The 20536-nt window shown below is 47.0% G+C and carries 14 protein-coding genes and 5 tRNA genes; 5 read left to right on the forward strand and 14 right to left on the reverse strand.

Annotation, left to right across the window (positions count from 1 at the left end):
* Positions 1 to 18: 18 nt before the first annotated feature.
* The 6 genes from HPC38_RS03535 to HPC38_RS03560 form a co-directional block, all read right to left on the reverse strand.
* Positions 19 to 537: a DUF1440 domain-containing protein gene (locus tag HPC38_RS03535; RefSeq protein WP_208119895.1), complete on the reverse strand. Its 519-nt coding sequence runs from the start codon at positions 535 to 537 to the stop codon at positions 19 to 21.
* A 75-nt stretch (positions 538 to 612) separates the two neighbouring features.
* Complete coding sequence (locus tag HPC38_RS03540; protein ID WP_208119896.1) at positions 613 to 1521, reverse strand: glycosyl transferase family 90; 909 nt, start codon at positions 1519 to 1521, stop codon at positions 613 to 615.
* A gap of 143 nt (positions 1522 to 1664) precedes the next feature.
* Positions 1665 to 1740: transfer RNA gene (locus HPC38_RS03545), tRNA-Val, on the reverse strand.
* 17 nt (positions 1741 to 1757) lie between these two features.
* A tRNA-Val gene (locus tag HPC38_RS03550) sits at positions 1758 to 1833 on the reverse strand.
* Positions 1834 to 1858: 25 nt separating this feature from the next.
* A tRNA-Val gene (locus tag HPC38_RS03555) sits at positions 1859 to 1934 on the reverse strand.
* A 31-nt stretch (positions 1935 to 1965) separates the two neighbouring features.
* Positions 1966 to 2041 (reverse strand) — tRNA-Val (locus tag HPC38_RS03560).
* Between the two features lie 176 nt (positions 2042 to 2217).
* On the opposite strand from HPC38_RS03560, the gene gltX reads away from it, so the two are divergent.
* The 3 genes from gltX (at position 2218) to dcuC (ending at position 5399) form a co-directional block, all read left to right on the forward strand.
* Complete coding sequence (gene gltX / locus HPC38_RS03565; protein ID WP_208119897.1) at positions 2218 to 3663, forward strand: glutamate--tRNA ligase; 1446 nt, start codon at positions 2218 to 2220, stop codon at positions 3661 to 3663.
* Between the two features lie 114 nt (positions 3664 to 3777).
* A tRNA-Ala gene (locus tag HPC38_RS03570) sits at positions 3778 to 3853 on the forward strand.
* Positions 3854 to 3983: 130 nt separating this feature from the next.
* Positions 3984 to 5399 (forward strand): anaerobic C4-dicarboxylate transporter DcuC, encoded by a 1416-nt coding sequence (gene dcuC / locus HPC38_RS03575; RefSeq protein ID WP_208119898.1) that lies wholly within the window; start codon positions 3984 to 3986, stop codon positions 5397 to 5399.
* A 159-nt stretch (positions 5400 to 5558) separates the two neighbouring features.
* On the opposite strand, the gene HPC38_RS03580 is transcribed toward dcuC, so the two are convergent.
* Both HPC38_RS03580 and HPC38_RS03585 read right to left on the reverse strand, forming a co-directional pair.
* Complete coding sequence (locus HPC38_RS03580) at positions 5559 to 6659, reverse strand: ATP-binding protein (RefSeq protein WP_208119899.1); 1101 nt, start codon at positions 6657 to 6659, stop codon at positions 5559 to 5561.
* A 117-nt stretch (positions 6660 to 6776) separates the two neighbouring features.
* Positions 6777 to 7415 (reverse strand): NAD(P)H-dependent oxidoreductase, encoded by a 639-nt coding sequence (locus HPC38_RS03585; RefSeq protein ID WP_208119900.1) that lies wholly within the window; start codon positions 7413 to 7415, stop codon positions 6777 to 6779.
* Between the two features lie 254 nt (positions 7416 to 7669).
* Here HPC38_RS03585 and pgtP point away from each other — a divergent pair, with 254 nt between their 5' ends.
* Positions 7670 to 9010 carry a phosphoglycerate transporter protein PgtP gene (gene pgtP / locus HPC38_RS03590; protein ID WP_208119901.1) on the forward strand — a complete coding sequence of 447 codons (1341 nt, stop codon included), beginning with the start codon at positions 7670 to 7672 and terminating at the stop codon, positions 9008 to 9010.
* Between the two features lie 69 nt (positions 9011 to 9079).
* On the opposite strand, the gene HPC38_RS03595 is transcribed toward pgtP, so the two are convergent.
* The 6 genes from HPC38_RS03595 to fdhD form a co-directional block, all read right to left on the reverse strand.
* Entirely contained in the window at positions 9080 to 9928 is an 849-nt protein-coding gene (locus HPC38_RS03595) for a class II glutamine amidotransferase (protein ID WP_208119902.1), read from the reverse strand.
* A 178-nt stretch (positions 9929 to 10106) separates the two neighbouring features.
* Positions 10107 to 11453, reverse strand: a complete 1347-nt coding sequence (gene gdhA / locus HPC38_RS03600; RefSeq protein WP_208119903.1) for an NADP-specific glutamate dehydrogenase — start codon at positions 11451 to 11453, stop codon at positions 10107 to 10109.
* 124 nt (positions 11454 to 11577) lie between these two features.
* A complete protein-coding gene (gene ubiD, locus HPC38_RS03605; protein WP_208119904.1) occupies positions 11578 to 13044 on the reverse strand; it encodes a 4-hydroxy-3-polyprenylbenzoate decarboxylase in 1467 nt (488 codons plus the stop codon).
* Between the two features lie 9 nt (positions 13045 to 13053).
* Positions 13054 to 15831 carry a DNA polymerase I gene (gene polA / locus HPC38_RS03610; protein WP_208119905.1) on the reverse strand — a complete coding sequence of 926 codons (2778 nt, stop codon included), beginning with the start codon at positions 15829 to 15831 and terminating at the stop codon, positions 13054 to 13056.
* 106 nt (positions 15832 to 15937) lie between these two features.
* Complete coding sequence (locus tag HPC38_RS03615) at positions 15938 to 16453, reverse strand: rhodanese-like domain-containing protein (protein WP_208119906.1); 516 nt, start codon at positions 16451 to 16453, stop codon at positions 15938 to 15940.
* Positions 16454 to 16462: 9 nt separating this feature from the next.
* Positions 16463 to 17290, reverse strand: a complete 828-nt coding sequence (gene fdhD / locus HPC38_RS03620) for a formate dehydrogenase accessory sulfurtransferase FdhD (RefSeq protein ID WP_208119907.1) — start codon at positions 17288 to 17290, stop codon at positions 16463 to 16465.
* Between the two features lie 189 nt (positions 17291 to 17479).
* Between fdhD and fdnG the strand changes: the two genes are divergently transcribed.
* Positions 17480 to 20536: a formate dehydrogenase-N subunit alpha gene (gene fdnG / locus HPC38_RS03630; protein ID WP_235977608.1), complete on the forward strand. Its 3057-nt coding sequence runs from the start codon at positions 17480 to 17482 to the stop codon at positions 20534 to 20536.

A 20536-nucleotide genomic window follows, 5' to 3' on the forward strand; every position in this document is an offset into this window, starting at 1 on the left:
AAAGTGCGGTTTTTACGATTAATTAACTTGGCTGCCCACGATGCGGCCGCGCAGGTAGTAGCGCACCATTTCGATCACGATGATCCAAATCGGGGTGCCGATGAGCTCTGAAATCAAGCTGTCGGCTGGCCACTGCCAAATCGGTGCAGTGAGGCCCAAAATTGGCAGCACAATGGTGTGAAAGCCAAGCACCGCGACCACCAGCCCAAACACCACGCCGCAGGCCATTTTCACTTTGGGGTACACCTCCACTAAACAGCAATAGAGAATCGCGATGGCGATGGAAAAGAGGTAATGAATGCCGTTGCCGCCCCAGTTGACGACTTGCTCTGAGAAGGTGTAGACCATGGAATCAGGCGAGAGGCCGAGGTCATTGATGATGCCAATTGGTGGTGGCACAGCGCCAGGTGGGCGCGGTGGCAAGATGTCTTCACAGCCAGATTTCACCATGGCAGAGAGGATCCCGCCGATGATGCCAGCCAATGTTGCTACACCATAATGGCGTGCGGAATAGGGTGTTGTACGTAGCCCTAGCATAGTTCCCCCTTAAGGATAGTTATTATTTTCGGCTCTCACACTACACCCATCTGTTTAAAAAAACAACAAAATAATCTACTTCGCCACCTGTTGTAGCCGAAAATATTTCGCCAGCACCAAGTAGCTCACCAGCTGCTCGTCGCGGGCGTTGAAAAACTGTGCCATCCACGCATTGGCGTTGGTGATGATGGCCTTAGCCTGCTCGGGGTGGGCGTTGTAAAAGGCGATTTTATCATCTAAATCGGAATAATCGCTTTTCAGCTCTACGTAGTGCTTGCCCGCTTCAAGACGACCTTCCATTAGCCAGGTTTCATACACGGGCTTGACCATAAAACACAATGAATTCGACGCCATAATCCATTTCAAATTGGTTGCTACATCATTGCCTTCAATGCTCAAGATATAGCGATATTGCAGCTGTTCAGCTACACTTAAAAAATCACGGTGATAAGGCGTTGTCAACGATCGCTTATGCACGCAGCCCACATCGCACAAAGGGTGATCATGAAAGCGTTCTAGAAATCGCTGGCGGTGTGGCTGATGCGATGCACCACGCCATACGACCATTGGTTTTTTGTCTTCAAACCGCACTTTATCGGGGTAAATATAAAAATGGTGCACGCTGTCGAGCTTGAGCACAACGGCGTTTTGGTTATCGCCAGCAATCGGGCGGCTTTTAACTAAGCTCGGCGCAGATGGAATGTGGGTAACATCACCAAACTCACGCAAAAAGGCAAAGTGCGGTGGGAACATTTTCAGCAGCGGCTTGCTGTCGAGATAATATGTCGAGCCATTATCACCTAAACGAAATGATTCAATCACCTGCCGCTCGGCGTGGTGCGTGATGTCAAAGGGCGCGTTGAGCTTGTTGTAGTAATTCACCCGCGCTTGTATCTCAGCGGCTTTGACGGGGTTTTTCGCCTGAATTATTTGCCAATAGCGCTCAAGTGCGCGGGCTTGGTGGCGTGCAAATGCGCTGGGCAAAAGTGAAAGTGCGGTTTACGTGAGATAAAAACGAGTGCGTGCGCAGGTTTTATGTAGCCGATTGAATAATTTCATCCGATTCACCGTTAAGAAAACGTTAATTGATTGTAGTCAATTTGGCTGAAATTACAATAAAAATAATATGGTGGGCGATACCGGGCTCGAACCAGTGACCCCCTCCTTGTAAGGGAGGTGCTCTCCCAACTGAGCTAATCGCCCGCAATGCGGAAATCAAGTGGTGGGTGATACCGGGCTCGAACCAGTGACCCCCTCCTTGTAAGGGAGGTGCTCTCCCAACTGAGCTAATCACCCCTTGATTTATTGGGTACAAGATAAGTGGTGGGTGATACCGGGCTCGAACCAGTGACCCCCTCCTTGTAAGGGAGGTGCTCTCCCAACTGAGCTAATCACCCTTATCTTGCGCAACAAGTGTACTTGAAAAAGTGGTGGGTGATACCGGGCTCGAACCAGTGACCCCCTCCTTGTAAGGGAGGTGCTCTCCCAACTGAGCTAATCACCCACTTGTTGTGAAGGTGCATTATAATTGACGCAGTATTTCAGTCAATGACTTTTTCTTTTTTTATGCTTAACTGGCGCAAAATTAGCCATTAATGGAGATTTTTGCTATTCATCATCTCGCCATCCGAGTACAATATGCCGTAATTTGCTTAACGAATCGAATTTTAAGGTTAGATTATGGAAATGAAACCCCTTTTTGAGTTGGATCCCAATGTCAAAATCCGTACCCGCTTTGCCCCAAGCCCAACTGGCTACTTGCATGTGGGCGGCGCGCGCACCGCACTTTACTCTTGGCTTTATGCCCGCCACAATCAAGGCGAATTTGTGCTGCGCATTGAAGACACCGATCTTGAACGCTCCACCCAAGAAGCGACCGATGCCATTTTAGACAGTATGCAATGGTTAGGATTAAACTGGGAGCATGGGCCGTATTATCAAACTAAACGCTTTGATCGCTACAACGAAGTGATCGATCAAATGCTTGAGCAAGGCTTGGCATATCGCTGCTACTGCTCAAAAGAGCGCCTTGAAGAACTGCGCGAGCAGCAAGAAGCGAATAAAGAAAAACCCCGCTATGACCGTCACTGCTTGCACGATCAGCATGAACATTCACCAGAGGAGCCACACGTGGTACGCTTTAAAAATCCACAAGAAGGCTCGGTGGTGTTTGACGACGCTATTCGTGGGCGCATTGAAATCAGCAACAGCGAGCTAGACGATCTCATCATTCGCCGCACTGATGGTTCACCAACCTACAACTTCTGTGTGGTAATCGACGACTGGGATATGGGTATCACCCACGTGGTACGTGGGGAAGATCACATCAACAACACCCCACGTCAAATCAACATTTTAAAAGCCCTCGGCGCCCCGATTCCCGTTTATGCTCATGTGTCGATGATTTTAGGCGACGACAACAAAAAGCTCTCCAAACGCCACGGCGCAGTGAGCGTGATGGAATATCGCGACGAAGGCATTTTGCCTGAAGCGCTGATCAACTATCTCGTGCGTCTCGGCTGGGGGCATGGCGATCAAGAAATTTTCAGCTTAGATGAAATGATCGAACTGTTCGATCTCCACTCAGTAAGCCGTTCAGCCAGCGCATTCAATACTGAAAAGCTCAAATGGCTCAACCACCACTACATTCGTGAAATGCCTGTGGAGAAAGTGGCTAAAGCGCTGGAATGGCAAATGCAACATCACCATATCGACACCAGCAATGGTCCAGCGCTGACCACTATTGTGAAAATGCTTGGCGAGCGCTGCCAAACGCTCAAAGAAATGGCATTAGCCAGCCGTTATTTCTACCAAGATTTTGAAATTTACGACGAAGCGGCAGACAAAAAACACTTCAAAGCAGGTGCCATCGCGCCACTGAAATTGGTGCTTGAAAAACTGACCGCACTTTCAAACTGGCAAGCAGAACCTATTCACCACGCGATTGAGCAAACCGCCGCGGAACTTGAGCTTGGCATGGGCAAAGTGGGCATGCCGCTGCGCGTGGCAGCGACAGGAGCGGGGCAATCACCGTCACTCGACGTAACCCTTGAGGCTATCGGGCAAGAACGCACATTAGCACGGATTAAAAAGGCCATTGCCTATCTCGAACAGAAATTTGCCTGATCGTATCAAATTTAGTCAGTTAAACAAAAATCACATGCAATTTTGCAAAAGTGATTGACAGATAAAAGTGCGGTCATTAATATAACCGCACTTTCTGTTTGAAAGCATTTCTTTGGGGATATAGCTCAGTTGGGAGAGCGCTTGCATGGCATGCAAGAGGTCGTCGGTTCGATCCCGTCTATCTCCACCAAAATTTCATTCTATTTCACTTATCTTTTTTCAATACTCCGTCTAAACCGCACTTTTATGTAATCTGTTCTTTTATTTTGCACTCGTTGTGTTTAATATTACGCCCATGTTTAATCTAATGGGAGTATTGTATGGAAACGTTTAATTTTACCGGGCTTGGGTTCGGCACACTGGCCATTGCGGCGGTCGGTTACTTTATTATCAAAGGCTATAATGCCAAAGGCGTTTTACTCACGGTTGGTGTTTTTCTGTTGATCGCAGCAGGATTTTTAGGCCACTCGCCAATCAAAGAGCCAAGCGGCATGTTCTTTGTGGATATCAGCGATTATATCTATACTCTAATGGAAAAACGCGGCGGCGGTTTAGGCTTGCTGATCATGACTTTGATCGGATTTTCGGTGTATATGTCGCATATCGGGGCTAACGATGCTGTCGTGCGGATTTTGTATAAACCCCTGCACAAAGTGCGCTCACCGTATATTCTGATGATTGGCGGGTTTATCATCGGCTCTTTGATGTCTTTCGCCATCTCCTCGGCCACCGCACTTGGGGTGTTTTTAATGGCGACCCTCTTCCCGGTGATGGTCGGGCTTGGCATCAGCGTGCCTAGCGCGGCAGCAGTGTGTGCCACCACCTTGATTGTCAACCTATCTCCAGCCTCCGCTGAAGTGATCGCCTCGGCTGAAAATGCGAAAGTATTGTTGACGGATTTCGTGTTCAAAACCGCCGTGCCGATGGGCTTGTTTGTTGTGGTGTGCGTCGCGGTAGCTCATTTCTTCTGGCAACGTTACTGCGATAAAAAAGAGGGCTTGATCATCACCGCTGCAGACGGTGATATCGAGCCAACCGACCCTATGGCACACTTAAGTGATGCACCTTGGTATTACAGTTTATTGCCGTTTTTGCCGATTGTTGGGCTACTGGTATTCACTGGCAAAGAAATTCACTTTGGATCATTCGCGTTCACCTTGCCTGCTATGTCATTAGGCAGCTTGGTAGTTTTGACTTTGATTATTGCAGCTGTGATTGAATTTCTTCGCAAAAGAAGTGCAGAGATCGTCTTCACCGGGCTCGAAAAATGCTATGAAGGGATGGCCGAAGCGTTCAGTGCGGTAGTCATGCTGTTAGTCGCGGCGGGTGTCTTTGCTGAAGGACTGTCGCAAGTCGGCTTTGTCTCTTCCTTGATTGATGCCACCCGACAAATGGACGGCGCCTCACTGGTGATGATGCTGACAATGGTGTTCTTAACCCTGTTGATTGCCATTGCCTCTGGCTCTGGCAGCGCGGCGTTCTTCGCGTTTGTGGAAATTGCACCTCGCTTGGCCGACCACTTAGGCATCAACCCTGTCTATTTGATTGCGCCAATGATGCAAGCCTCCAGCACTGGGCGGGCAATGTCGCCGGTGGCTGGCGTGATTGTGGCGGTGTCTGGTAGCGCGAAAATCTCCCCAATGTTGCTGGTTAAACGCACCTCAGTGCCAATGCTGGTGGCAACCGCGGCGATTATCGCCTACACCTTAGTCGCCATCCCGCTGCATACCGCCTAAAGCCATCCCCCTCGACCGTGAAATATCAAAGTGCGGTCGGGGGCTGAACAGAAAATTATACGTGTGATATATAATTATATTTTGCGTGTATAATTTTGTATAATTTTTCGTAACACATTGAAAAGGCAAGCTGAGCTTGCCTTTTTCATCAACCGCACTTTAGGGTTTCGCTTCGTTAAGGAGGGTGTTTTTCAACCAAGCGTGAAAGTGGGAATCACCAATTTTGAAGGTGTTATCCCCCCCTTTTGTGATTAAATCTGCCCGCGTGAGCTTGCGCACCTGCCCTTGAATTTGGCTGCTGCTAATGCTGTCCACGCCCAATTTTTCAGCAAAGCGCTGACGCACATCATGAGTGTATAATCGCGAGTTGCCATGAAAAATATGTAAAATGATCTGCTGCTCGAGCGCGTTGAGCTCACGCCACTGTGCGCTATAATCCGTCCGCTCGTTTAACTCTTCCACCCGCCGTGCCAGCGCTTGCTCAAATAACAAGGTTGGGTTGACAATCATGTCTTGAATAATAGAGCGCATATACAGTGGGATTGACCCCAGCTGCTCTTTAAATGTGTTGTATAACGTCGTTTTATCCAATTCACGCCCTGTTCGTGCATGGTAAACGTTCGCCAAAAAGTCGGTAAACGATTTGTCCAGCATGGGGAAGTCCATTGGATGCGCAAAATGAAAAAATGGCGCTTTATTATCATTAAACATCGCGCGCAATCCATTGGTGCTGGAGCCGGTGAAAATCACTTTAATTTTTTGCTGATTCGTATCAAGGCCTGTACGCAGCGATTTGATTAAGCCCTCCGTGCTAGGCTCACGCGCCAACTCTTGCACTTCATCAAGCAGTAATAGCGTTGGCTTTTTGCTCTCTTTAGCAATGAGGTTGAGTAGCTGGCTGACATGCGGTGTGTTATCAACCGCACTTTTATCTTTACCAATGCCCACACCCAGCACAGATACAGAGGTGATATTTTTCACCGTTTGTGCAATCACGCCATCAAGCTCAATCGCAAAGGCTTGCAAAGCCTGTGTGAAACGCACACTTAGCTCGCCTGCTTGATTGTCCATAAAACTGAAATAAAAGACATTGAACCCCATTGCCTTGGCCTGCGGCTGTACGTCATTGAGCAAAAATTGGGTTTTGCCCATCCGCCTTGGCGCAAACAGCGTGATGGCATGCGTGATGCCTTCTTTAAGATTAAGCAGTAACCCTTTGGCCAGCTGCTCTCGTTTAAAATACAAAGGATCGCTATACATGTTCACCTCTTTTATACAAAATTATACACGCTGAGTATAATTATACATCGCGTGTATAATTTTGTATAATTTTTCGTAACACGTTGAAAAGGCAAGCTTAGCTTGCCTTTTTCGTAGTTATTTGATAACGGTCACCATTTCGTCACGATGGCGGCGGACTTTTTTCATAGGGGCAAGCCAGTCGTTGGTGGGGTCGGCGTAGCCGATGTAGATCATGGATACGCTTTTAAGCCCTTTTTCTGCTAGCCCTAAGAGCTCATCAAGCACTTGGCTGTCAAAGCCTTCGATTGGCGTGGTGTCCACTCGTAGCTCAGCTGCTTGTGCCAATGCCAGCCCCATGGCGATGTAGGTTTGATGTGCAGCATGGTTGAAATTTTCTTCTGCACTGTGGCGGGCAACTTTTTGCTTGAGCATCGTAGTGTAACGCCCAAAGCGACCTCGCGGTAAACCTCGCTCATCAGTAATGCGATCATACATGTCATCTATGCGTTGTTCAGTGTAGTTATCCCATGCAGCAAACACCAACACATGAGAGCAATTGCGCATACATTCAGGGTTAAGTGCGGTTTCGCTCAATTTTTCTTTCAGTGCTTGATTTTCGATTACGATCATCTCAAATGGCTGTAAGCCTGATGAGGTAGGCGCCAAGCGCACTGCCTCAATAATTTTATCCACACTGTCTTGTGGTACTTTTTTATTTGGGGTGTAGGCTTTAACTGCATGTCGCCAGTGTAAATTCTCAATTAATGTTGTCATAATCTCTCCTTTTTTACATAAAAAATCTTGTGCATTATAAAACAAAAGTCACAAGTAGGATAAATGAAAAATACCTATGTTCTTCCCGACATTAACCTTTTATTTCAAACCTGAAAGATAACATAAGGCTGAGAGAGATTTCACTCATCAATTTTTCGGAAAGAAACAAATTGATTTTCTTTTGCGCTTTTCATATTATAACCGCCCTTTAACCTGCATATTTTTTACTTTTTAATCCAACCTTGGAGAGCTTTATGTTTGCTTTTTTAAAAGCGTCGCCGCCTGCGCCACGCATACAAAATCAACAACAAATCGATAAAGACTACAAACGCTTGCGCTGGCAGGTATTTTTTGGCGTATTCATTGGTTATGCCGCCTATTATCTCATTCGTAAAAACTTTTCCCTCGCAATACCGCACTTGATTGAAGAATACGGCTACACCAAAGCCCAGCTTGGTACCGTATCCTTCGCGCTGGCTATTGCTTATGGTTTCAGTAAATTTATTATGGGTAATGTGTCTGATCGCTCTAATCCAAAATACTTTATTTCCATTGGCTTAGTCGCCTCTGCCTTAGTGAGTATGATTTTCGGGCTGGTGCCAGGGGTGCTGGCATCGCTGCCTACGATGGTGGCATTAAGTGCGCTTAATGGCTGGTTTCAAGGCATGGGCTATCCGCCTGGTGCGAAAACTATGACAAACTGGTTTTCAACCTCAGAGCGGGGGTCTTGGTGGAGCTGGTGGAATATTTCCCACAATCTCGGTGGTGGGTTGATTGGGCCATTGGCTATTTTAGGGGTTTATCTGTTCGGCGCTTGGCAAGCGTTGTTCTATCTGCCAGCGACCATTGCCGTGTTGCTCAGTGTGATTATGTTCTTCTTAATGCGCGATACGCCTGAATCTGAAGGGTTGCCACCGATTGAAGAATACAAAGGGGAATCCACAGGTGAACAAGTCGCCTCCGCGCATACCCTAACTGGGCGCGATATTTTCTTCAAATATATTCTCACCAACAAATTTTTGTGGGCGATCACCATTGCTAATATTTTTGTCTATTTCATCCGCTATGGAATTATCGACTGGGCACCAACCTACTTAAAAGAGGTGAAACATTTCTCCTTTGATAAACAAAGTTGGGCCTATTTCTTATATGAATATGCTGGTATTCCAGGCATGCTTATCAGTGGCTATTTAAGTGATAAAGTCTTCAAGGGTCACCGCGCGCCACCCATGTTATTATTTCTTGTTGGTGTGTTAATTGCGATTATCATTTATTGGAAAAACCCAGCAGGCAACCCTGCGGTGGATAATGCGTGTTTGATCGCTATCGGCTTTTTGATCTATGGACCTGTGATGATGATTGGCTTACAAGCTGCTGACCTTGTTCCCAAAGTTGCAACGGGTACAGCAACAGGCTTAACCGGACTATTTGGCTATTTGATTGGCTCTGCCAGCGCTGGAACAGTGTTAGGTGCATTAGTGGATAATTTTGGCTGGGACGGTGGCTTCTATGCGCTGATTTCATCATGTTTCTTGGCATTTGGCTTTATTGCGTTAACATTGTTTAAGAAAACGAGCAAACAACTTGCCAAATAATGTACTCTTGTGTAAACAAAAACCGCACTTTGCTATAAAGTGCGGTTTTTTATTAGATTGAATGTTGTACTATGCCACCTTAAGCGGCTTGCAATCGGCTGCGGTGATGCGCATCGCTTCAATTTCTTCTGGCGTAAAGGTTCGCCCTGGCTCATTGAACAACAACGCGCCTTCTTTGAAAAAGGCAAAGCCATGTTTACCCATGCGCGTCCACTGTTCATCTTTGGTTAGTGGATAAGTTGAAATGATCACCACGCGATCATCAGGCTTGGCGTATTGGCTGAAATCGATCACCTCATCATCATCAACACGACAAGCTTTGCCGAACGGTGCTTTGCGACAGATGTAGTGCAAATTGGTAGAGCAATGCGCCAACATCCATTGCCCATTGGAGAGAATGTAGTTAAATGTGCCTCGGCTAGAAAGCTCAGGCGTAATTTCTTTCATAAACTCAAAAATGTCTTGCTCGCTCGGTTTGCTGGCAAAACGGTTTTTAATACTGTCAACAATGTAGCAAAATGCTGCTTCAGAATCAGTCGTGCCAATCGGGTGGCAATGGCTGCGCTCAAGCTCAGGCAATGTTTCAAGGTTACCATTATGCGCAAACACCCAATTCTCACCAAACACTTCGCGGATAAACGGATGAGTGTTTTCAAGGCTGACTGTACCACGCGTAGCTTTGCGAATATGGGCAATGACATTATACGATTTAATATGATATTGCTTTACCAAATCCGCCACAGGTGAAGACGCACCAGGGCGATCATCACGGAAAATACGCACTCCTTTACCTTCAAAAAATGCAATGCCAAAGCCATCATTGTGCTGATCGGTCACGCCTGCTCTACGGCGAAAGCCTTCAAAGGAAAACACAATATCGGTCGGACTATTGCAGTTCATTCCTAGCAGTTGACACATAGATTAGACTGTCCTTGTTAATTATTTTACTAATTGAATTAATCGTGTGGTTATTATACGCTTTTTTTATCAATACAAAATAGAGGGGAATCAATTTCTTGACCGCACTTTGCATAATTTACAAAAAAGCCAGAGCGAACTCTGGCTTGAGAAAACATAAAGTGCGGTTTGGGTTTGCTTAGCAAACACCTTGTGCGAGCATAGCATCAGCCACTTTCACAAAGCCACCGATATTTGCCCCGACCACATAGTTAATGGAGCCATCAGCTTGTTTACCGTATTTCTCACACACTGCGTGGATATCCAACATAATTTCGTGCAATTTGGCATCCACTTCTTCCCGTGTCCAGCTCAGGCGTTGAGCGTTTTGCGACATTTCAAGGCCAGAGGTTGCCACTCCGCCCGCATTAGCGGCTTTACCTGGGCCAAAAGCCACACCTGCTGCAATTAATTCATCAGTTGCTTCAATGGTGGTTGGCATATTTGCGCCTTCTGCCACCAATTGCACGCCGTTGGCAATCAAGGTTTTCGCATCTTCAAGACCAAGTTCATTTTGGGTCGCACAAGGCAGCGCAATGTCCACTTTCACGCTCCATGGTTTTTCGCCTTCGCGGTATTCAAGACCGAATTTTTCAGCATACTCTTTCACGCGGCCATATTTTTCATTTTTGATTTCCATCAAGGCAGCGAGTTTCTCAGTGGTAAAGCCATCTTTATCCACCACGGTGCCTTGAGAATCAGAGCAGGTCACCACTTTCGCACCAAGCTCTAAACATTTTTCAATCGCATATTGTGCCACGTTACCTGAGCCTGAAACCGACACCACTTTGCCTTTAAAGCTGTCGCCTTTGTGTTTGAGCATCGCTTGCGCAAAATACACCAAGCCATAACCTGTCGCTTCAGGGCGAATCAGGCTACCGCCAAAACTTAACCCTTTACCTGTATAAACACAGGCGGTGTTGTTGGTGATTTTTTTCATCATACCCGTGATGTAACCAATTTCACGCCCGCCAACACCGATGTCGCCAGCTGGTACGTCAGTGTCTGGCCCAACGTGGCGGTAAAGTTCAGTGACTAACGCTTGACAAAAACGCATGATTTCGCCGTCACTTTTGCCTTTCGGGTCAAAGTCTGATCCGCCTTTACCACCACCCATTGGCAACGTGGTCAGCGCATTTTTGAACACTTGCTCAAAGCCTAAGAATTTCAAAATCGACAAGTTCACCGATGGGTGAAAACGCAAGCCGCCTTTAAATGGCCCAATGGCATTGTTAAATTGCACGCGGAAGGCGCGGTTGACTTGCACTTGACCTTTATCATCCACCCATGGCACACGGAATTGAATCGCGCGCTCTGGCTCACAAATGCGCTCAAGCAAGGCTTGGGAGTGGTATTTTGGATTTTTTTCAATAAACGGCCAAAGTGATGTTAGCACTTCACGCGCGGCTTGCAAAAATTCAGGTTGGTTTGGGTCGCGTTGTTCAAGACGGGCTAGAAAGTCGTTTAAGCTTGGTAAACTGCTCATGTGATACCTCTGTTGTTGATGATGTTGTGTTGTATTTTGTTTTATTATTTTAAGTTTCGTCTAAAAGTAATCTTTTAGGTCTTAAACATAACCCAAAAACTCACTGTTGTAAACTATAATTTTTCTAAAAAATAGCTAACTTTTCCCATAGTTCATCTATTTTTTTTACCACTTCTTTATCTTTTACAATAGGAATACCCCATTCTCTTGTAGTTTCACCTTGCCACTTATTGGTAGCATCGATCCCCATTTTTGACCCCAAGCCTGACACTGGCGAGGCAAAATCAAGATAATCAATCGGCGTATGCTCAACCATTGTCACATCACGGGCAGGATCGCTACGGGTGGTAATCGCCCAAATCACGTCTTTCCAATCCCGCGCATTAACGTCGTCATCACATACGATCACATACTTGGTGTACATAAATTGGCGTAAAAATGACCACACTCCGAGCATAATCCGCTTAGCATGCCCTGGATATTGCTTTTTGATCGTCACCACCGCCAAACGATAAGAACAGCCCTCTGGCGGCAAGTAGAAATCCACAATTTCAGGGAACTGCTTTTGCAAAATCGGCACAAACACTTCGTTAAGCGCCTCACCAAGCACGGCAGGCTCATCAGGCGGGCGGCCAGTGTAAGTCGAGTGATAAATCGGATTTTCCCGCATGGTGATATGGGTAACGGTAAATACGGGGAAATAGTCCTGCTCGTTATAATACCCTGTGTGATCGCCATAAGGCCCCTCAAGTGCGGTTTCATCTGGGTCGATATAGCCCTCAAGTACAATCTCCGCGCTGGCTGGAATTTCAATATCATTGGAAAGAGATTTCACCACCTCGGTTTTATTGCCGCGCAAAAGCCCCGCAAAGGCATATTCCGACAGCGTATCTGGCACAGGCGTCACTGCCCCCAAAATCGTGGCAGGATCAGCGCCCAGCACCACTGAAAGCGGGAATGGCTCATTTGGGCGCGCCTCTTTCCAATCTTGAAAATCCAGCGCACCGCCGCGATGAGAAAGCCAGCGCATAATCAATTTATTTTTGCCAATCAATTGCTGACGATAAATGCCTAAATTTTGCCGCTTTTTATAAGGCCCTTTGGTCACCGTCAACCCCCACGTCACCAGTGGCGCCACATCGCCTGGCCAGCAGTGCATAATTGGCAATTTGTATAAATCAACCTCTTCGCCTTGCCACACCACTTGTTGACATGGCGCTTTGCCCAAGACTTTGGTGGGCATATTAAGCACTTGCTTAAAGTGCGGTAATTTTTGGATAAAATCTTTAAAGCCTTTTGGCGGCTCAGGCTCTTTCAAAAACGCCAACAATTTACCCACATCGCGCAGAGCACTCACTTCTTCTTGCCCCATGCCAAGCGCCACGCGTTTAGCTGTACCGAATAAGTTACACAACACGGGAATATCAGAACCCACAGGGTTTTCAAATAATAATGCCGGCCCCCCTGCCCGCAAAGTGCGGTCAGCGATTTCGGTCATTTCTAAATGCGGATCAATCGGCAAGCTGATGCGCTTAAGCTCGCCACGTTGCTCTAAAAGATCTAAAAAGTCACGCAAATTTTTGTATTTCATCGCTCACCCTTAATGTGCTTCGTCCCAATTGTCACCCACGCCCACGTCCGCAATTAATGGCACATTCAACGCAACCGCACTTTCCATTTTTTCTTTGATTAGCGCACACCATTTGTCCACATGTTCTTCCGCCACTTCAAACACGAGTTCATCGTGCACCTGCATAATCATCTTGATGTCATCACTGTGTTGAATTTCTGCATCAATGGCCAACATTGCTTTTTTGATAATATCTGCCGCCGTGCCTTGCATAGGTGCGTTTATCGCCACCCGCTCAGCCGCTTTGCGCCGCATACCATTGCTGGATTGAATTTCAGGCAGATACAGCCGCCGCCCGAACAGTGTTTCCACATAGCCCTGCGCGCGCGCTGTTTCTTGAATGTCTTTCATAAAGCGCTGCACGCCTGGGTAGCGTTTAAAATAAAGATCGATATAATCCTGCGCTTGATTGCGCGCAATACCCAACTGGCGCGCCAGTCCAAAGGCACTCATGCCATAAATCAGCCCAAAGTTGATCGCTTTGGCACTGCGGCGTTGCTCGCTGCTTACTGCCTCAAGGCTGACGCCAAAAATCTCCGCTGCCGTGGCACGGTGGATATCTTTGCCACTGGCAAACGCCTCACACAAACCTTTATCGCCTGATAAATGCGCCATAATCCGCAGTTCAATTTGCGAATAGTCCGCCGCCACAATGCGCTTACCGCTTTCTGCAATGAAGGCTTGACGAATGCGTCGCCCTGCTTCATTGCGGATTGGGATGTTTTGCAAATTCGGATCACTAGACGACAATCTGCCTGTAATCGTCACCGCTTGATGATAAGAGGTGTGTACACGCCCTGTGTTGGCGTCAACCATTTGTGGCAATTTGTCGGTGTAAGTAGACTTGAGTTTCGCAAGCCCACGGTGTTCAAGCAGCAAGCGCGGCAGTTCATACTTCAGCGCCAGCTCTTCTAGCACCTCTTCGTTGGTGCTCGGCGCCCCTTTGGGGGTTTTCTTCAACACGGGCAGGCCGAGTTTGTCGAATAAAATGCCTTGCAATTGTTTGGTGGAGGCCAAATTAAACGGCTCGCCAGCAATCTCGTGGGCGGCGGCTTCCAGCTCTGCCAAGCGGGCGGTGATTTCTTGGCTTTGTTGTGAAAGCAAATCACAATCGAGCTTCACGCCGTTGCGCTCAATGCGCGAGAGCACCAACGCCAGCGGCATTTCCATTTCTGCAAACAAGGTTTTGAGCGCATCTGTTTTTGCTAACTGTGGCCACAGCGCTTGATGAAGCTTCATCGTCACATCGGCATCTTCAGCGGCATACTCAGCAGCTTTTTCGATCGCGATTTGATCAAAGGTCAGCTGCCCTTTACCTTTGCCTGCCAGAGTTTCAAATGTGATGGTTTCATGCCCCAAATACCGCTTGGCGAGATCATCCATATTATGTCGCCCAGTGCTATCAAGGGTGTAGGATTCCAGCATGGTGTCAAACTTCACGCCTTGCAGCACAATGCCATAACGGTTAAAAAGGGTGTAATCATATTTGATATTCTGCCCCACTTTCGCAATAGCTGGATTTTCTAAAATCGGCTTGAGTTGTGCCAAAGTGCGGTCAAAATCCAGTTGTTTAGGCACATCAAGATAGTGATGCGCCAGTGGCAAGTACGCCGCTTCGCCGTTTTCCAACGCAAATGACACGCCCACAATGCTCGCTTGCATATAATCCAATGACGTGGTTTCCAAATCAACCGCAAACAAAGCGGCTTGGGATAATTTTTCCAGCCACGCATCAAGTTGTTCTTGGCTTAAGAGGGTGTCATAACGGCTGCGATCAATGTTCACGCCGACAACCGCACTTTCATTTTTTTCGCGCTCACTATTGCCTTTCGCCGCTGCGCTGACATTCATTGGCTTGCTCTCAGCACCCAATAATTCGCTCAACCACCGCTTAAATTCATAGCGTCCAAATGCTTCAATCAAGCCGTCGGTGTCTTGCGATTGCATAATGAGTTGATCATATGCAATAGACAAATCAACATCGGTTTTAATGGTCGCCAATTGATAGGACAGCTCGGCCAGCGTTTTGGCTTCTTCAAGCTTAGCGCCTAACGTTTTCGCGCCACGCACCGACAAACTCGCCACATCGCCTAAATTAGCGTAGATTTTTGCCATCGAGCCGATGCCTTGCAACAGTGCTAGTGCGGTTTTTTCCCCCACACCAGGCACGCCAGGAATGTTATCCGAACTGTCCCCTCTAAGGGCTAAATAATCAATCATCAGCTCGGGCGGAATGCCGTATTTTTCTTCTACGCCTGCGCGGTCGAGCAGCGTATTGGTCATGGTGTTGATCAACATAATGTTATCGTCCACCAGCTGCGCCATATCTTTATCGCCCGTGCTAATCAGCACCTTTTGACCGCACTTTGAGGCCTGCACCGCCAATGTGCCAATCACATCATCCGCTTCCACGCCGTCCACCACCAAAAGCGGAATGCCCAGTTGTTTGATCATCGCGTGCAAGGGCGCAATTTGGGCGCGCAAATCCGACGGCATTGGCGGGCGGTGGGATTTGTATTGCGCATAAAGTTCATCGCGGAAGGTTTTTCCCTTGGCATCGAACACCACGGCGATATATTTCGGATTGGCCTGCGCGATCAGGCTTTTTAACATATTCAGCACGCCATACATCGCCCCTGTTGGCTCGCCTAACGAATTGGTCAAGGGCGGGAAGGCGTGAAAGGCACGATAAAGGTAAGACGAACCGTCCACTAACACGAACGGATTTTCAGCAATTTGGGCACTCATGGGCAATACTCAATAGGATTCAACATGGCAACTATCCTAAAGGATTTTAAGGTGTGAGTACAGATGAAAAATAACCGCACTTTGGGGCGCAAAGTGCGGTCAGGCATTATTTATTCCACGGCATTTTTTGCAGCAAAATCGCCATACCGCACCAGCCTGTGGCACCAGCAAAAATCAGCCCACAGCCGATCAACAGTGTCAACACAGAAAAACCGTGCGCGCCAGCAAGGCTAAGCAGAGAAAATAATGCTACAAGGCTGCCAGCGGCTAATTGCACTTGACGCATAATCGGCAGCTTTTGGGTATTACCCGCGCTGATAAGCGGTAAGCCTGCCTGTTGCCAAGCCTCAATGCCACCTTCAAGATTGTAAAGCGCATGGTGCGGCGCATGGGTTTCAATGATTGCACAGCCCTTTTCACCCCGTTTGCCTTTTTGGCATTGCACCACCACTTTGCACCCCGCTGGCACATAGGCGAGACTTTGTTCCAGCTGAGAAAGTGGCAGGGAGCGTGCTTGTGGAATATGGCTGATGGCATATTCATTAGGTTCTCGCACATCGATAAGAACAGCTTCATCATTATCGAGCCATTGCTTAAGTATATCGGCAGTAACTGTTTGCATAATTGCTCCTTATGGCTGAATACGTTGATTATCGTGATAAATCACGGCACGTCCTTGGCGCGCAAATCCAATCAGAGTGAAGTGATACGCTTGCGCTAAGCGCACGGCGTAATCCGTCGCGGCGGAAATGGCAATCAGCATCTCAATGCCACACGCCACACATTTTTGCACCATTTCATAACTGGCTCGGCTTGATACAAGAACAAAGCCTGATGGCTGACCGCACTTTGCATGCCAGCCAAGCAATTTATCTAACGCCACGTGTCGCCCGACATCTTCTCGGATGGCCAGCAACTCGCCTTGTGGTGAAAAAAAAGCGGCCGCATGGGTAGCACCGCACTTTTGTGCTAACACTTGTTGGCTGTGCATAAGAGAAAGTATCGCATCTAATTGTGTCAAAGAAAAGGTGATTTTTTGTTCAACGGCATTCAGCGGCCGGCTGACTTGATTGAGTTGCTCCACCCCACACAGCCCACACCCCGTGCGCCCTGTCAGCGTGCGGCGTTTTTCTTTTAGCGCAACAAAGCAGCGGGTGGCGATCTCAAGCTGCACTTCGATGCCGTTACACTGCTCGGCCACCTCAATGCCATAGACCGCACTTTTATTATCCACAATGCCTTCCGCCAGAGAAAAACCCAGCGCAAAGTCTTCTAGATCCGCAGGTGTACACATCATCACTGTGTGTGCAATGCCGTTATAGACCAGCGCCACAGGCACTTCATTGGCAACCATATCGCGCTGACGCTCACACGCTGGCTGTAGGTTGGTTTGGTAACGGATTATATAACGCTCAGATAAACTCTTCACCTCGAACTCCTTAAGCGTGATCCATATCAATATTTTTAACCAAAATAGTGGGCTGATTGTACCGCAATTGTGAGCGAGATGGCATAAATTACGTTAAAATATTGCACACGGGCTTGATCAAGAGTACTATTGAGCCGATTTGTAATTTTACAATTTCGTTACAAATGCAAATACGAATGATTACTTTAATTCTACATCCCACAACATTAAGGAGTTCTTATGCAACTAAGCAGAAGAAAATTCTTTAAAGTCTGTGCAGGTGGTATGGCGGGAACAACCGCTGCGGCGTTAGGCTTTGCGCCAGCAACCGCTTTGGCTGCACCACGTGAGTATAAACTCTTGCGTGCACGCGAAACGCGTAACACTTGTACATACTGTGCTGTTGGCTGCGGCATGCTGCTTTACAGTTTAGGCGACGGTGCAATGAATGCCCGTGAAAAATTAATCCACATTGAAGGGGACCCTGATCATCCCGTTAGTCGTGGTGCATTGTGCCCGAAAGGCGCTGGCGCGTTAGACTATGTCAACAGTGAACGCCGTATGCTATTCCCTGAATACCGTGCGCCAGGTTCAAAAGAGTGGAAACGCATCAGCTGGCATGACGCACTCACCCGCATTGCACGTTTGATGAAAGACGACCGTGATGCTAACTACATTACCACCAATGCCGAAGGCACACCTGTCAACCGCTGGTTAACCACTGGTATGTTAATGGCCTCTGCGGCAAGCAATGAAACGGGTTTACTCAGCCAAAAATGGGCGCGCTCTTTAGGGCTTATCTCCATTAACAACCAAGCGAGTATCTGACACGGACCAACGGTAGCAAGTCTTGCTCCATCATTTGGTCGCGGTGCGATGACAAATCACTGGTGTGATATTGCCAACTCAGATATGGTGATTGTGATGGGCGGTAACGCCGCTGAAGCACACCCTGTTGGTTTCCGCTGGGTTATTGAGGCAAAAAAACGTCGTGGTACAAAACTGTTTGTAATTGACCCGCGTTTCAATCGAACAGCCTCCGTTTCTGATTTTTATTCTCCAATTCGTTCTGGTACGGACATTACGTTCCTGTCAGGCGTTATTCGCTATTTGCTAGAAAACGATAAAATTCAGCACGACTATGTGCGTGAATACACCAATGCCAGTTTCCTCGTTGATGAAGGCTTTGGTTTTAGCGATGGTCTATTTACAGGCTACGATGAATCAACGCGTAAATATGATAAATCCACATGGAATTATCAATTTGACGAACAAGGTTTTGCTAAACAAGATAAAACCTTACAACATCCACGTTGCGTGTTAAATCTGCTTAAAGAACACGTGTCGCGTTATACCCCTGAAATGGTAGAACGCATTTGTGGTGTGAAACAAAAAGATTTCCTTTATTTCTGTCAAGAATTGGCAAAATGCTCGGCGCCTGATAAAAACGCCACCATTTTGTACGCCTTGGGCTGGACTCAACACTCTGTGGGTTCACAAAATATTCGCACCATGGCAATTATCCAACTCTTACTCGGTGACATTGGGGTTGCTGGGGGTGGCATCAACGCCTTGCGTGGTCACTCCAATGTGCAAGGCATTACAGATATGGGCTTGTTCCCGCACATGATGCCAGGCTATATGCCATTGCCAACCGATAAAGACACCAGTTTAGATAAATTCCTTGAGCGGATTACGCCAAAAAATACCCGTCCAGATCAGGTGAATTACTGGAAAAATACCCCTAAATTCTATACCAGTATGCTAAAAACCTTCTTTGGTGATAACGCAACACCTGAAAATGAATTTGGTTTCCATTATTTGCCAAAAATCGACAACACATACGACCAATTTATGTATGTGGATATGATGAATGAAGGCAAAGTCAACGGCTATCTCTGCCAAGGCTTTAACCCGATTGCTTCATTCCCAAATAAAGAAAAAGTGCGGTCAGCCCTGAGTAAGTTGAAATTCTTAGTGGTGATGGATCCATTGAAAACCGATACATCTGACTTCTGGCAAAACTTTGGGGAATACAACGACGTTAACCCTGAAGAAATCCAAACTGAAGTATTCCGACTGCCAACCACATGTTTCGTTGAAGAAGACGGCTCCATTGCCAACTCTGGTCGTTGGCTACAATGGCACTGGAAAGGCGCTGATGCACCAGAAGAGGCAAAAACAGACAATGAGATCTTATCGGAGCTACGTCACCTTCTTATTGAGATGTACGAAAAAGAAGGCGGCCCAGGTTTTGAACAAATCAAAGCCTATAGCTGGAATTATCTCAATCCATTAGAGCCAAGTGCAGAAGAGCTAGCCAAAGAAAATAATGGCTACGCATTGGAAGATCTAAAAGATGCCAACGGTAATGTGATTCTGAAAAAAGGTCAATTGCTACCAAGTTTTGGATTGTTGCGTGATGATGGTTCAACCAGTGCTGGTAACTGGATTTACACAGGTCAATGGACTGAACAAGGCAACTTAATGGCCCGTCGTGATAATGCGGATCCATCAGGATTAGGTATTACGCTTGGTTGGGCGTTTGCATGGCCAATGAATCGTCGTGTAATCTATAACAGAGCATCAGCTGATGTTCAAGGACAACCATGGGATCCAAAACGCCAGCTCGTTAAATGGAATGGTAAAAACTGGAACTTCAACGATGTTGCAGACTACGGTACAGCACCTCCAGGCAGCAATGTGACGCCATTTATTATGCAACCAGAAGGCGTTGGTCGTTTATTTGCGCTCAATAAAATGGTGGAAGGACCATTCCCTGAGCATTATGAGCCGTTTGAAACACCAATTGGTACTAATCCGTTGCATCCAAATGTGGTGCAAAATCCATGTGCTCGCGTGCTACCAAATGATAAAGATTCATTTGGTAAAGCTGATGAATTCCCTTATGTTGCAACAACTTACCGGTTAACAGAGCATTTCCATTTCTGGACCAAGAATGTACTGTTAAATGTAATTGCCCAACCAGAGCAATTCATTGAAATGGGTGAGGCACTAGCCAAAGAAAAAGGCATTAACAATGGTGATACCGTGAAAGTCTTCTCTAAACGAGGCTATGTTAAAGCTGTTGCGGTGGTAACTAAGCGAATCAAAGAATTGCAAGTCGATGGCAAAACAGTACATACCATCGGTGTACCAATTCACTGGGGATTCTCATCGCTCGGTAAAAAAGGCTTCTTTGCCAATAACTTAACCCCACCAGTAGGCGATGCGGATACGCAAACACCAGAATTTAAAACCTTCTTGGTGAACATTGAAAAAGTGACGGAGGCTTAA

Source organism: Spirabiliibacterium pneumoniae (assembly GCF_014884995.1).
Classification (GTDB): Bacteria; Pseudomonadota; Gammaproteobacteria; order Enterobacterales; family Pasteurellaceae; genus Spirabiliibacterium; species Spirabiliibacterium pneumoniae.

What these genes read in the sequence shown, in the direction of transcription:
- HPC38_RS03535 (WP_208119895.1), bottom strand. Translation starts at nt 537, where the DNA reads ATGCTAGGGCTACGTACAACACCCTATTCCGCACGCCATTATGGTGTA.
- gltX (WP_208119897.1), top strand. Translation starts at nt 2,218, where the DNA reads ATGGAAATGAAACCCCTTTTTGAGTTGGATCCCAATGTCAAAATCCGT.
- pgtP (WP_208119901.1), top strand. Translation starts at nt 7,670, where the DNA reads ATGTTTGCTTTTTTAAAAGCGTCGCCGCCTGCGCCACGCATACAAAAT.
- gdhA (WP_208119903.1), bottom strand. Translation starts at nt 11,453, where the DNA reads ATGAGCAGTTTACCAAGCTTAAACGACTTTCTAGCCCGTCTTGAACAA.
- dcuC (WP_208119898.1), top strand. Translation starts at nt 3,984, where the DNA reads ATGGAAACGTTTAATTTTACCGGGCTTGGGTTCGGCACACTGGCCATT.
- HPC38_RS03580 (WP_208119899.1), bottom strand. Translation starts at nt 6,659, where the DNA reads ATGTATAGCGATCCTTTGTATTTTAAACGAGAGCAGCTGGCCAAAGGG.
- ubiD (WP_208119904.1), bottom strand. Translation starts at nt 13,044, where the DNA reads ATGAAATACAAAAATTTGCGTGACTTTTTAGATCTTTTAGAGCAACGT.
- HPC38_RS03585 (WP_208119900.1), bottom strand. Translation starts at nt 7,415, where the DNA reads ATGACAACATTAATTGAGAATTTACACTGGCGACATGCAGTTAAAGCC.
- HPC38_RS03595 (WP_208119902.1), bottom strand. Translation starts at nt 9,928, where the DNA reads ATGTGTCAACTGCTAGGAATGAACTGCAATAGTCCGACCGATATTGTG.
- HPC38_RS03615 (WP_208119906.1), bottom strand. Translation starts at nt 16,453, where the DNA reads ATGCAAACAGTTACTGCCGATATACTTAAGCAATGGCTCGATAATGAT.
- polA (WP_208119905.1), bottom strand. Translation starts at nt 15,831, where the DNA reads ATGAGTGCCCAAATTGCTGAAAATCCGTTCGTGTTAGTGGACGGTTCG.